General features: G+C 60.7%; 12 protein-coding genes and 1 pseudogene. 7 read left to right on the top strand and 6 right to left on the bottom strand.

Annotation, left to right across the window (positions count from 1 at the left end; genetic code table 11):
• Positions 1-198: 198 nt before the first annotated feature.
• The 5 genes from DARO_RS13200 to DARO_RS13180 all read right to left on the bottom strand — a co-directional run bounded on the left by DARO_RS13200 (position 199) and on the right by DARO_RS13180 (position 4,059).
• Positions 199-1,209 (bottom strand): DUF7146 domain-containing protein, encoded by a 1,011-nt coding sequence (locus DARO_RS13200; protein ID WP_011288305.1) that lies wholly within the window; start codon positions 1,207-1,209, stop codon positions 199-201.
• A complete protein-coding gene (locus DARO_RS13195) occupies positions 1,196-2,809 on the bottom strand; it encodes an ATP-binding protein (protein WP_011288304.1) in 1,614 nt (537 codons plus the stop codon). The genes DARO_RS13200 and DARO_RS13195 overlap by 14 nt, the downstream gene beginning before the upstream one ends.
• A gap of 69 nt (positions 2,810-2,878) precedes the next feature.
• On the bottom strand, positions 2,879-3,196 hold the full coding sequence (locus DARO_RS13190; RefSeq protein ID WP_011288303.1) for a hypothetical protein: 318 nt from the start codon (positions 3,194-3,196) through the stop codon (positions 2,879-2,881).
• Positions 3,197-3,205: 9 nt separating this feature from the next.
• The gene (locus tag DARO_RS13185) at positions 3,206-3,463 is read right to left on the bottom strand and encodes a hypothetical protein (RefSeq protein ID WP_011288302.1); all 258 of its coding nucleotides are present in this window, start codon (positions 3,461-3,463) and stop codon (positions 3,206-3,208) included.
• A gap of 62 nt (positions 3,464-3,525) precedes the next feature.
• Positions 3,526-4,059, bottom strand: coding sequence for a hypothetical protein (locus DARO_RS13180; protein WP_497462974.1), 534 nt, complete (start codon positions 4,057-4,059; stop codon positions 3,526-3,528).
• Between the two features lie 584 nt (positions 4,060-4,643).
• On the opposite strand from DARO_RS13180, the gene DARO_RS13175 reads away from it, so the two are divergent.
• From DARO_RS13175 to DARO_RS13155, 5 genes are all read left to right on the top strand, one after another.
• Positions 4,644-5,405 carry an AcaB family transcriptional regulator gene (locus DARO_RS13175; RefSeq protein ID WP_011288300.1) on the top strand — a complete coding sequence of 254 codons (762 nt, stop codon included), beginning with the start codon at positions 4,644-4,646 and terminating at the stop codon, positions 5,403-5,405.
• Between the two features lie 136 nt (positions 5,406-5,541).
• Complete coding sequence (locus tag DARO_RS21790; protein WP_011288299.1) at positions 5,542-5,904, top strand: helix-turn-helix domain-containing protein; 363 nt, start codon at positions 5,542-5,544, stop codon at positions 5,902-5,904.
• Positions 5,905-6,598: 694 nt separating this feature from the next.
• Positions 6,599-6,805, top strand: coding sequence for an AlpA family phage regulatory protein (locus DARO_RS13165; protein ID WP_049758694.1), 207 nt, complete (start codon positions 6,599-6,601; stop codon positions 6,803-6,805).
• A gap of 247 nt (positions 6,806-7,052) precedes the next feature.
• Positions 7,053-7,997 carry a site-specific integrase gene (locus DARO_RS13160; protein ID WP_198134039.1) on the top strand — a complete coding sequence of 315 codons (945 nt, stop codon included), beginning with the start codon at positions 7,053-7,055 and terminating at the stop codon, positions 7,995-7,997.
• 16 nt (positions 7,998-8,013) lie between these two features.
• Positions 8,014-9,222 (top strand): DUF1173 domain-containing protein, encoded by a 1,209-nt coding sequence (locus DARO_RS13155; protein ID WP_011288296.1) that lies wholly within the window; start codon positions 8,014-8,016, stop codon positions 9,220-9,222.
• A 68-nt stretch (positions 9,223-9,290) separates the two neighbouring features.
• On the opposite strand, the pseudogene DARO_RS13150 reads toward DARO_RS13155, so the two are convergent.
• Positions 9,291-9,560, bottom strand: a pseudogene (locus DARO_RS13150) (integration host factor subunit beta); the annotation flags it as partial.
• Positions 9,561-9,692: 132 nt separating this feature from the next.
• On the opposite strand from DARO_RS13150, the gene DARO_RS13145 reads away from it, so the two are divergent.
• Together DARO_RS13145 and DARO_RS13140 are read left to right on the top strand one after the other, a co-directional pair.
• Complete coding sequence (locus DARO_RS13145) at positions 9,693-11,015, top strand: recombination directionality factor (protein ID WP_011288294.1); 1,323 nt, start codon at positions 9,693-9,695, stop codon at positions 11,013-11,015.
• A complete protein-coding gene (locus tag DARO_RS13140; RefSeq protein ID WP_011288293.1) occupies positions 11,012-12,349 on the top strand; it encodes a metallophosphoesterase family protein in 1,338 nt (445 codons plus the stop codon). The genes DARO_RS13145 and DARO_RS13140 overlap by 4 nt, the downstream gene beginning before the upstream one ends.
• Positions 12,350-12,369 lie beyond the last annotated feature (20 nt).

The following is a 12,369-nucleotide window of genomic DNA, read 5'->3' as shown; positions in this document are numbered from 1 at the left end:
ACCAGCGCATGCCGGTCCTGATAGGGCACGAGGTGAATCGCGCCGGAACTCCAGGGCTGTCTTCGCGATACCGTTGGGTATCACCTGGTGTGACAACTACCAGTCGGGCAAATGACCTTTTCACTGGCGCCGCATGTCACTGCAGCGCCATTGAAAAGGCGGGTGCGCGCGCCTTGCGGCGGCGCACCCCCTGCTTGCTCAAGCTGCCCGTGCGGACAAGGCCTGCACGCGGCGTAGCCACAGATCGCTCCAGTCCACGCTAGCGTCCTTGGGCACAAACACCTGCACCTCGCGGTTACCTGTGCGATGCGTTTCGTGCTTCAGGCGCCGGGCCAGTACGAAGGCACCGGCCTGACCAGCGAAGTCGCCGTCGGCATCGTTGTCGGCGTAGATCCAGACCCGGCGAACCGAGTCGGGAATCCACAGCTTTTCCAGATTGCCTGCGTTCAAGCCGGCCCAAAACGGCCGCCCCGTCGCCAGATACAGCGCGATGCTCTTCTCGATACCTTCGCTGATCCCCAGGTCCTCGGTCGCCTCGAAGAGACGAACCGCGGCCCCGTTGATGCCGGAAGACAGCACCTTCTTCGCATCTGGTACGGCCAGTTTTGCGCCGTCCTGGAGGTAGGTTCGGTGCAAGGTGACCGCATGACCGTCGTCGCCCTGGATGCAGGCCAGCATGGCCGGATACTCGGCGACCTTGTGCGACTTGCCATCGGCATCCTTCTGGTAGTAGCCCAGCGCCGGATGGAAGCGCAGTACCTTCGGATAGACCGGTAGTGCCACGCCCCGGCTTGTCAGGTAGCGATCGACTTCATCGCCCGCCGTGACCGGCTTTGCTTCGTTCCATATCCGTTGCGCCAATTTCTGCATGCGCTCGGCAGAAGGTTCGTTGGCGCGGACTGGCGCCATCACTGGCATCATCCCCAGGCAACACTCGACATCACGCAATGCCGTGTTGAAATCGATGCCTTGTAGCGCCTGCAGCAACTTGAAGCCGCCGCCCGGGCCGCAACTGCGGCAGTGATAGTTCCCTTCGCCGAACTTGTCGGTGTACTGGAAGCGATCCGTGCCACCGCACAAGGGGCACGGCAGATTGCGCCGCTTGAGGATGCGTTCATCGACCCCCAGGCTCGCCAGTATCTCCGTCCATCGGCCATGGGCACGCTGCTTAACCGCTTCGATACGGGCCTCGTACTCACGATTCTGCATGGCATGCTCCTTCTTTGGTGATCAGGGCCACCGAATAGCTGGGGGCTATGCCCACGCCGACGGTGACCTGGAAAGCCTTGCCATGCAGCAGGGGATAGCGGCCCAGCCGCAACGCCTGTAACAGCGAGTCCAATGTCTGCACCGGATCGACCGAACGCAGGCGACGGATCAAATCGGTCAGTGCATCGCGGTCTGCGTCCAAGTCAGCGGCGAGGAACTGATCGTTCTCGTCGATGAAGGACGAGGCCTGTCGCACCGATTCACCGGAGGTCTCGCCGGCCGGGATGTACAGCACGTCTCCGTGACAGACCCCCGCGTCGGTGATTTCGGCCACGTCCTTAGTACTCCGCAGGATCACTGAGTCGCACAGGATGACGTTGGGCCATACCCAGCGTCCTTCCAACTGGACGCGGATCTGCTCGGAGACCGCTTCAACCTGCACCGTTTCCTGGTCCAGAAAACGCACGTAGCGCCATGCCCAGTGATTGGAGCTCAGGCCGATCCAGTCGAAAATTAGATAGCCCTTGGCCCGGGCCAGCATCCAGCGTGCCGCGTTGTCATCGCCCAACCAGTCGAGCGAAACCAGGGTCACGGCGCCGCTCTCGACCGCTTGCCGGGTAGGCGCCACGGCAACTTGCCGGACATAGCTGCGGTCATCATCCTGGATTGGATAGTCGACGATTTCGTCGAACAACTCGACCGGCAGCACATCGAGGTCGTTGAGTAGGTCCAACTGTCCCCAAGCGCGCATCGCCTCATAGTAGATTGCGACAAAACGTTCAGGACAAAGCTGGCTTTTGGCAACTTCCAGCGTCAGCCGCCAGCAGGCGGCCAACTCGGCATTGATGCGCTTACTCTGGACGTCTTCGTCGATCAACTTGTCGCGATCCGGCAGGCGCGCCATGAATTGGCGCGAATCTAGGTGTACGACATTGGCCTCGTCGAACGAGCCGTAGTTGGGTTTCATGACGCAGAAGCCTTGCAGAAAGACCAGGGCGTTGTAACTGAACTTGCCGTCCCGCGTCCCAGTCAGATGAACCGTACCCATCGGGCTCGCCATCGTCGCCAGGTTCGCGACGGCAAAGCGGCGCGTCAGCGGCTTGCCGTTGAACAGCACCTCAACCGGAAAACCCAGGCACAAGGTCTCGATACGGTTGCCCAAATCGGGCAGATCGACCCCGTGCAACTCTATCCAGGTGCCGGTCACTGCCTCGGCCATGGGCTCGACGTCGATGGCCGCCTTGGCCAGCGCTGCCGCGGTGTCGATGTCGACTCGCTGATGGCGGGAGGCGACGATGCAGCGCGTCGCGGCATAGAGGCACTTCGAGAAGCCGACCCCGAAAGGGCGTTCCTCAGCACTGGTGGCATCATCCCAGCCCGACTCGTGGAAACTCAGAAGTTTCTGGAAGTCGTCGAGTCCGCCGCCATCATCCTGGACCACCAGGATCCGTGTGCCAGCATCGTAGTCGACTTCGATATGCGTCGCCCCAGCCCGGCGGGCGTTTTGCAACAACTCGGAGACGAGCGTGAAGCGGTCGGTGAAGGCATAACGCTGGTTGCGCAAGGCGCCTTCCTCGTTAATTCGAACCTGTATCTGCATGATGTTCTCCATGAATGCAGGTGGCACCAGTCCCGGCGGGACTAGCCCACCAAGGCGGAAAAAGACCAGTCAGCCGAGACGGCGGACGGGCGGGGTAAACAGTTGGCCGGCGGCCAGGGCTTCCATCAGGCTGTGCCGGCGGAATTCTTTGGGCAGCAGGTGGCGGACGCTCAGAATCTGGCCGGCAGCGTCGAGACGCTCGACCTTCAGACCGATCGGGTGCCAGTGCACCCGGTAGGCCAGCCAGTCGGCACTGGCGATGACAAAAGTACGACCTGCCCGGCCGGTGAGAACTTCGCTTTCCTTGACGAGAAACTCGATGTCTTCGGGGGCCTGAACGGTCAGCAGGGCCGTTGAGCGTCCGGCGCGATGCGTTGCGGTATACATACGCTTTCCTTAAAGCACGGACGGGGAGCAGGGCAGGCCATCGGCAGACAGTCCGGCATCCATCTCCTTGCTCGCCGGATCGAGGCGTTGGTCGTTGATCCGTGCCAGGGCATCGTGGTCCGCCGGCGGGTCCATCAGGCAAGCGGCATGCAGCCGTTCCTGGCGGATCTGTTCCAGCCCGACTGCGTCTTCATAGTCCAGACGTCCGGCGATGCCGTAGAGGACGAAGATCGCCAGCAGGCAGAGGACATCCTTGAAAGTGCTCATGACGATTCCTTCGAAAGGGGGGGGCTTGCACGTTGGCAGCAAGCCTGAAAAGTTGGACGGGATTAAGCGAACAAATCGCCTTGCACGGACATTCGCTTGATCTGTTCGTTGATCCACTGGGGGTTCTTGGAAAGTCGTGCTTCGATCCAGGCGGGTTTATGGACGACGGCGTCGCGCACCCAACTGGGGTAACGCTCGAGCGAGGCGTTGAACCAGGCTTTAAGGCTGTGGCGGATGTGGTCGCGGATTTCTTCGACGTCGACCAAGCCGCAATAGGCGATGGGTGACAGCGGGCTGCAACCGACCACGCGCAGACAACTGGCGAAGGAGAACGGCAGACCGTCCTTTTCTCGCTCGCTGAACACCCAGCGCAGCGTGTCGAACTTCTCTTCAAGGGGCGTCGCGGGATCAGCCAGGTGGCTGACTTCTTCAAGCAGGCGCCAATGCAGGAAGACGATGTCTTCCTCGCTCCATTCGATCGGTGCGTCCGCATCGTCGAGCATCTGCTCCAGCGCGGCACGATCAGGAATCGCCGCCGGGCGGTGATATGAGATAGCCGGCCAAGAGGAAAAGATGGGCTGGAATACGGGGCCCACGGGCGTGGGATGGGAAACTTTGGGGGATAAGCTCTGATTCAGCATCGTTGGCTCCAGGAAAAAAGGAGGCAACGCGCACCACGGCAGGGGGCAGATGCCCCCGTGGGGTGACGAACGGCCGAGCCGCTAGAGGCGGTACGGGAAGAAGAAACTCCAGGGCTGGCTTGAGCAGGCGGCGTGAACCGCCGTGATCGGTATGCCAGCGACCGATCGAGGAAGGCTTTCGGGGGAGGGGCGTCCGGGATACGGGAACAGAGACGCCGCGCCCCTGCCTCGAAAACTTCCCGCGATGGCATGGGTACGATCGGCAGCGAGATCGCTACCGGGAAGACTGTTGTGCGCAGCACCGGCGAAACTTAATGGTGCGCGACAAACGAATAACTCCAAGGCTTGCCTTGTTTGAATGCAGGGCCAGCTACTGCATGAGGTAAAGGTAGCGGCCAGCATAGCCAGGGTCAATCCCGAAAAACCACCTCGATCGGCCCCGATGCCGAAAGGCCCCTCAAGCGTCGGCCATTTCCGGTGGCGAATGAACTGCACTCTGCGGAAGATTGCTGCGAAAGTGGTATTTCGAGGAGTAAGGCATGTCGGAGATCCAGATCGTCAAGATAGATGAGGGTGGCGTTAACGCACGCATCCTCGCCAAGGAGGCCAAGGCTGATTTTCGGCGCGTCGAAGCCGCCAGCCTGAAAATGCCCACGCGCTTCACTAGCGCCGAGGGCAAGCGTTTCTTCGCGCGGCTGTTCAATACCCTGCAACTCAACACGCACTTCATCTCGGTGATTGCTCGTACCCGCCTGGACCATGAGGACGTGGCCAAGATCGAGGACACCATCCGCACCCAGATGGACACGGTAAGCGAGAACTTGAACAAGGCCATCGATGGCGCCGAAGTTCTCTTCAAGGCCCATGCCATCACCAGCACGGCGACCTACGACACTGTGCCGCTGGATGTCGAAGTTCATGTGCTGTCATCCAGCGGCCGCCGCTTTCTCGAGGTGCTAGGCAAACTCGACCAGTTGATGCCATTGTTGCAGACCCTGGAAATCCACGAAGTGATCACCACCCAGGCGGTGGATATCCAACGTGCCAGCCTCAAACGACAAGTGCGCGATATCGCCAATGGCGCGCGCAATTTCGCCATGGGGTTGCGGCGTCGAATGAATGCCATGGGTGCGCACGCTAGTGAGGTCCGAAGCGCGAATGGCCGGCAAGAGACCGTCGTAGTTGATGGCGCAGAAGAACCCAGAGCGGAAGGTGACGGGGAAGTGGAACCGGTAGTGATGAACTCCGACATGCGATTGCCCGAAGCCTTGGAAAGTGGCCCGCCTTCGGTTGGTGACTAGCATCGATGTTTACTACGCGTTCCTTTTGCCGTTTCCCCTGAACTGTAACCAACAACTATGTAGGTATACATAACAACATAAGACACCCTGTTTCGATGCTTCGGAGACCGTCATTCTTGTTGATTAAGAGGACAACATGATGGCGGTAAAGAAAAAAGACTCCGCTGGTCTGGCGAAGCACCTTGGGGGCAACCTATGTGAGCGGCGCAAACAGTTGGGATGGACACAGGAAATAGTTGCGGAGCGGGTCGGCGTGGATGTCGAAACCGTCTCTCGCATTGAACGCGGAGCACATTTGCCATCGCTGCCTACGCTAGACAGGCTTGCAGTTGCATTGCGCTGTTCTGCTGGCGACTTGTTGTCGAAAGAAGGTCCCGCCGAAGCCAGCGAAGCTGCGACCTTTAGCGCATGGATTTCCGAACTGGGACCTGATGATCGGGCATTCGTTATGTCGGTTGTGCGGAATTGTTGTGAACACTTGGGGCAACGCTCGAAGTAGCAAGTATTCCTGTCGACAGGAGGAATACAAGGATCTCAATGGCGTATGTGACGCACTTTAAGAGGCTCTTGTGAGATGCCGCCAGCACAAATCATGGCCCTTTTCACCAAGGCAAGCTTGATCCTGGCCAGATTTGCCCGCGATCCGGTTTTCCGGCCGCAAGCTTGATCTCGGCGAGCCAGAATGGGTTCTCTACCTGTGCCATCTCCAATCGCTGGCCGGCACGGACTCTTGAGGCGGGCGGGTTCTGGAGCTTCTTGCATCTGCCAACGAGCACTCATATTTTGTAGCCAGGTTCTCCGTCAGCACGACCCGGTGCAACGGGCACCTTTACCGCTTTCGTGGCGGCGTCGCAGTCGATACCTGCCTGTTGTCCGACGATCCGCTGCCGCATGTGCAGCGCGGTGCAGTGCCGGATCAGCTATTTTTTCCCGACCCGTACGCCCTTGGCCATCAAGTGGCGAAATTCAATTTTTTGCTCATCTTTCCATGCTGTGCGACCGGGGCGCCCGCAGCATGCCGTCGAGTTCAGCGTTCCCTATCGGCTCGCGCCATCCTGACCTAGCGCGGCCACTACAGAGCAGGTCATTTCCTTTAACAGCGTCAGCTGCAACGAGGTTCGATCGTGCCAAAAATCCGTTCCAGGGTCTCCGCTACGGCGGCGACTTCCAACCCTCTTTCTACTACACCAGTCATGCCGACTGCGATCCTGAAGCTCCCCGAGACCGGATTCCTGCGTCAGCGGCAGGTCCTGGCTTTCGTTCCTATTTCAAAATCGACCCTCTGGCGGCGCATCCAGGCGCGCACTTTTCCGGGCCCGGTCAAGCTCTCGGAGCGCGTGACCGTCTGGCGTGCCGAAGATATCCGCCGCTGGATCGGGCAGCAAGGGGAACCGGTCTGATTTCCGAATCAAGTATGGGAGATTGGCTCGTAGCGGCGTCGTTTGCGCCGCAACCGGGCCGCTACCGATCCACTGCGCAATGCGTGCATACCGTCTTCGATCAGGGGGGACTCTACCGAGCATCATGGTGCTCTTGATCTGATGACGAAATCCCGCACCTTTCCCGGCGATTTCGCCTGGCAATGGGTGCGTCGACGCTTGAGTATTCGGAAAAATGTCGGTCGACATGTGATGGGAGATGCAGGTCATGCAAGACAGCCAGGAGGTCAGCAAGCACCACGAAAACGCATTGCAATCGGTTGAGATGCTGCGTGCCGTCATCGGCGGTGATACCTACGAGACGGTAGCCGTGCGCTTCGGTATCTCGCGTACGGCAGTTGAGCGGCGCATCAAGTCAGTCGCCATCCAACTCACCCAGGTAGTCGGCGTGGACGGTCTCAAGGAAGAAGGCGCCGCATTTGTGCGCCGGCTGCGCCTGCATCGCGAGGCCATCCTGGTCGCGCTGGCCGGATTCGTGCCGCTGCTGCCGGTTGGTACCCGCCCGGCGCGCGTATTGTCGGCGGCGGAGGTGGCCCAGGGCGCGGTGCGCATCAAGGGCCGCACCAGTCGCACCTGGCACGACCTTGCCCTGTACTACATGCTGTTTGCCACTGGCCTGCGCCCTCTCGAAATCGCTCGGCTCGAGGTCCGCGACTACCTGCATGCCGACGGCAGTGTGTGCCGTGAATCGGAATTACGTGCCGAGGTGGCGATCAATGGCAAATTGAGGCCACTTTATTTCAGTAGTCGCCGGCTCGATGACGCGCTGACGGCCTATTTCCGGGAGCGCTGCGATGGCGGGCACGGCGTCGGGGCGCCAGACTACTACCGAGGATTACGTGCGGACAGCCGCTTGTTTCTGTCGCCTTGTGGCGAACCCTACCGAATCGCTTCAAACAACGGTGAGCCAGGCCAGAATCGCTTTGTTTGCCGGGCACTCCTGGAGATCTATCGCAAGTTGTTCCGCTACGCTGAACTCAAGGGACTGAGCGCCCAGTCGGCACGTCTTACAGTGATGTCGCGGATGTATGAGCGAGGTGCCGACGAGGATCAGGTTGGTGCCATCCTGGGTATCGGCGAGCGCAGCGCGGTGCGGGAACTGCTACCCCGGCCGAAGCCGACACTGGCTGAACTGCTCGACGAACTGGTTTAAGTAAGGTCTGACCGCCATGGACCTCCAGCGCTTTGCCATCAAGGGCCGCGTAATCGGCGCCGATGATTCACAGTTGCAGGAAGCTTTGGCCCAGGTTCATGACACCCTCGAACGGCCACGCTGTTTGTGCATGCCGGGTGGGGTGGAAATGTACGTGGCGCGCCACAGCCTGTTCGTAGTCAAACGCATGCCGGACAGCGGTAGCGCTCACCATCCGGGTTGCCCGTCTTATGAGCCGGAGAGTCAGCAATCGGGCTTGGGCGAACTGCTGGGCGAAGCGGTGCTGGAAGCTGAACCGGGACGGGTCGAACTGCGCGTGGATTTTCCGTGGACGCGGGTAATCGGGCACAGCGTGCCGCGCGGGGAAGCGCAGGAAGTGGCAGAGGTGGACGTGCCGCGTCGGCGCATGTCACTGCGCGCCCTAATGCACTTCCTGTTCGAGCGCGCCGGCTTCAACCGCTGGAGCCCGGCCATGGCCGGCAAGCGCAACCAGGGCGTGCTGCGTAAATACCTGCTGGAGGCGGCCGAGGAAATCACAGTCAAGGGCGTGCCGCTGGTGGAGCGCCTGTATGTCCCCGAGCCCTTCAGCGAATCCGGCAAGGCCGAAGCCGCCCAGCGCCGCCGTGAGAAGTTGGCGGTGCTGGGGCCGCGCGACGGCCAGGCGCCGCTGGCCGTCGTCATCGGCGAATACAAGGCCAGCGAGGCAACAGCCCAGGGGCACCGGGTCTGGATTCGCCACATGCCGGATGCGCCCTTACTGATCGCCGGCCGTACGTGGGAACGCATAGAACGGGTCTTCGCCCCACTGTTCGAGGCCCGCGATGCTGACATTCGCCACTCGGTGAGGCTGGTCATGGCCGCACTGATCTGTGCCCGTCGTGAACACACCTATGAGATTGATTCGGTAAGCCTGATGCTGACCAGCGAGCAGTGGATTCCGATCGAGGGTGTGCATGAACTTCCACTGATTGGTGCCCTGGTCGCGCAGCAGCGTCGCTTCATCAAGCCGCTACGCTACGATGCGCGCAGTGCCGCGCCATTTCCGAACGCGCTACTGCTGGATACCGGGCCATCACCCATGCCGCTGCATGTGCTGAGCGTGTTCATGAACCCCAAGGAGCGGGCGGTGAAGGAGAAAGCAATTGCGAGGGTGGGAGAGATGGCCTGGGTATGGTCGACAGATCAGGTGATGCCATCCTTGAAAAGCATTTCTGATTCACGCTGACGGGTGTCGGCGATTGCGCCATAGGCGGGCTGGTCGATCAGCAAGCGTTGAGGAGAAACTGACGCCATCACTCGTTCACGCAACTCCTTTCCTGCCTTGAAGGCGGGAACCCATTTTGCCGGTACTGCTACTGGCTCACCTGTTTTTGGATTACGTGCCTGGCGGGGTGTGCGGTGGTTCAGGTCGAAAACGCCGAACCCGCGAATCTCAACCCGGTAACCGTGAACCAGCGCCGCATGGATGGCCCCGAGAATCTCTGTTACCGCCATTTCAGCATCCTTCTGCACCAGTTGTGGGAAGCGTTCGGCGAGTAGAGCGATGAGTTCGGAGCGGGTCATGGAGATATTTTAAGACCGAGGTGGCCTTCGGCCAAGGGGGGGCCGTGAGTGATTCCGTCGGGGTTGAAACGGAGGCAGGTCGCGAGAGCATGAATTGTCGAAATATCCCAACTTTCATGGAGGAGCGCCGTCATGGTCCATCTCAACCCACATCCAGCGGTTGCCGTACCGGGTGGCGGCATCACACCAACCCTGCTCGGGCAAAGCCCCGCCCGTATTCCGACCGGCGGCAAAATCCGCGCCGGTATCAAGGTGCTGACGAAGAAAGCTGCTGAGCAGTCCAAGGCCAAGGCAATCTACGAGCAGGGCGTAGCTGCTGGCCAGTCCTTCGAGCAGATCGAACGCGCTCTTGCCGAAGCACTGCCTAATCTCAAGACACCCTTGGTGCCGCGCAACGTGCCGTGGTTCACCGTGCGTGGCCAGGATTTCCCCAATCCCGAGGTCGCTGCACAGATTCTGGCGGCCTACGCAGAGGAGCGGGGCGAGGGGCGGCACCTGTATCGCTTCCCGGTGGTATTTCCTTCCGACTACTGGCAGACCGTGATGCCGCACGAACTGGCGGCCTGGGGAATGCACGACAAGCATTACTGGTCGCAATATTCGGCCGATGGCCGGGTGCGCCATTGCATGTGCCATGCGCCGGTGCCGGTGGACGATACGGGGCGGCGCACGATCCGTCTCTTCGGTGGGCGCAAGACCGTGGTCCGCGAGGAGAATAACGGTCTGTGTGAACCGGAGGCCTGCCGCGAGTACCAATCGCGTCAGTGCAACCTGACCGGGCGATTCCTGTTTTTCATACCTGGCATCCGCTCGATCAGTGCTTTCGAATTGCACACCAACAGTTTCTACGCGATGAATGCGGCGATCCAGAAGTTCGAGACAGTCGGCTTCCTGCGTGGCGGGCGCATCTCCGGTTTCCTTGATCGGCAGCGAACACCGTTCTATCTGACCAAGAGGTTGATGGAGGTTGCCCATATCGATGAGCGGGGCCGGGCCGTGCGCGTGCCGCAGTGGATCATTGATCTTGAGGCACCGGTGGACGTCACTGCCTTGCTGCGCGATAACGAGGACACCGAGACGGCCCTGCTGCAGGCGCAACTAGCGACGCAGGTACTGCAAATCAGTACGGTCGAGGCCTCTGCTGAAATGGCGCAATCTGATGAGGGCGAGGTCCGCTCATCCCCAATGGTCGATGCCTCGCCTGGCGACGAGCCGCCGCTCCAGAACGGGCATCCCAGTTTCGAGCAACTGATGGCACGGGTGCAGGCTTACGGCATCGTGCCTGAACAGTATCGGTCCTACGCCGACCGGCGCTGGGGACCAGGCTGGAAGATCAACCCCCATGGTCGCGCCCAGGCTTGGAATGAACTGGAGCGCTACAGCAACGATCCACAGGGCTACCGTGACAAGATCGAGAGCGAAATGCAGTTGGTGTCGCGGGGGAGAACGGCATGATCCGCATCGCGCATTTCTCCGATCTGCACTACGGCACAAAAAACCGGGTGGAGGCGGATCGCTGTTTCGGCGCCGCCATCGACCGGGCCATTGCCCTGGGGGTAGAAGCAGCCGTGCTGTCGGGGGATGCCACCGACCATGCACTGGACTTGCATGCACCGGCCGCCGAACGACTGTTCGCCCAGGTGCGGCGACTGGCCGAGCATTGTCCGGTGCTGATGCTGCAAGGTACGTTTTCACATGAGCCGCCGGGTACCCTGGCTATTTTCAAGCTGCTGGGCGGTCGCTATCCGGTGCATGTGGCCGAGCGTATTGAACAAGTGGCACTCACCGCCCAGGGGCAATGGCTTGTTTCGACAGGCTGGTGCTTCGACCAACTGCCGGCCGGTGCTCGTGCCTTATTCTCCTGTGTACCCACGGTGAACAAGGCGGTGGTCGCCGCAGCGGTCGGTGCGGCGGATGCAGCACAGGCAGTTGGCGAGCACCTGGCCGTCTTGTTGCGCGGCTTTGTGCCGACCAATCGGGCCGCACAGTTGCAAGGCCTGCCCACCATTGGCATCTCGCACGGCACCGTATTCGGCTGCTTGAGCGAGCACGGCGTGCCAATGGCCGGCTTCGATCATGAATTCACCACCGGGGCGCTGTTCGCAGCCGAGGCGCAGGCCTTCATGCTTGGGCATATCCATCGGCATCAATTCTGGGAACAGGCGGGCAAGGCTGGTCGGCAGTGCATTGCCTATCCCGGTTCCATCGGCCGTTTTCACTACGGCGAAGAAGGTGAGAAGGGGTTTCTGGTGTGGGAAGTCGATTCCGATCAGGCACGCTTTGCACTGGCGCCGACGCCAGCCCGTCGAACGGTCGACGTTGTGTTCGACGGCAAACCAGACCTCGAGGAACTCCGCGCTGCCATCGCCCAACAGGATATCGCCAGTGCCTTCGTGCGGGTGCGCTGGACGGTTGCCGATGAAGATCGTCATCAAGTCGACCGTCGGGCGATTTTGCGCTTGCTGGAGGGGGCGGCGGAAACCAAGTTAGAAGGGCGCATCGTACCGGTGGTACGGACACGGGCAGCCGGTATCTCGCAGTTGGCGCAGATGGAAGACAAGGTGCGAGTATGGGCGCAGGTAACCGAGATCAGAGTGGAGCCACTGCTCGACTGTCTTGAGGCGCTGGCAACCCAGAACCCTGAACAGCTTGCTGATCGTTTGCTTGACGGTGGTCGTTGCGCGCCTCCGCTGCCTGCCTGTGATGAGGCGAGACCTATGCCAAGTATTCCGCTACTGGAACACACACCCAGAGATGGGCACCAGTCGGCAATACTGGAACTATTTTGAAGCGTGAGTATTGCCCAGGC

The sequence above is a fragment of the Dechloromonas aromatica RCB genome (assembly GCF_000012425.1).
Note: the sequence above shows the minus strand (reverse complement) of the source record. Positions and strands in the feature narration are given on the sequence as shown.

Coding starts and splice junctions, on each gene's coding strand:
- DARO_RS13200 (WP_011288305.1), bottom strand. CDS start 1,209: ATGCAGAATCGTGAGTACGAGGCCCGTATCGAAGCGGTTAAGCAGCGT.
- DARO_RS13195 (WP_011288304.1), bottom strand. CDS start 2,809: ATGCAGATACAGGTTCGAATTAACGAGGAAGGCGCCTTGCGCAACCAG.
- DARO_RS13190 (WP_011288303.1), bottom strand. CDS start 3,196: ATGTATACCGCAACGCATCGCGCCGGACGCTCAACGGCCCTGCTGACC.
- DARO_RS13185 (WP_011288302.1), bottom strand. CDS start 3,463: ATGAGCACTTTCAAGGATGTCCTCTGCCTGCTGGCGATCTTCGTCCTC.
- DARO_RS13175 (WP_011288300.1), top strand. CDS start 4,644: ATGTCGGAGATCCAGATCGTCAAGATAGATGAGGGTGGCGTTAACGCA.
- DARO_RS21790 (WP_011288299.1), top strand. CDS start 5,542: ATGATGGCGGTAAAGAAAAAAGACTCCGCTGGTCTGGCGAAGCACCTT.
- DARO_RS13165 (WP_049758694.1), top strand. CDS start 6,599: ATGCCGACTGCGATCCTGAAGCTCCCCGAGACCGGATTCCTGCGTCAG.
- DARO_RS13160 (WP_198134039.1), top strand. CDS start 7,053: ATGCAAGACAGCCAGGAGGTCAGCAAGCACCACGAAAACGCATTGCAA.
- DARO_RS13155 (WP_011288296.1), top strand. CDS start 8,014: ATGGACCTCCAGCGCTTTGCCATCAAGGGCCGCGTAATCGGCGCCGAT.
- DARO_RS13145 (WP_011288294.1), top strand. CDS start 9,693: ATGGTCCATCTCAACCCACATCCAGCGGTTGCCGTACCGGGTGGCGGC.
- DARO_RS13140 (WP_011288293.1), top strand. CDS start 11,012: ATGATCCGCATCGCGCATTTCTCCGATCTGCACTACGGCACAAAAAAC.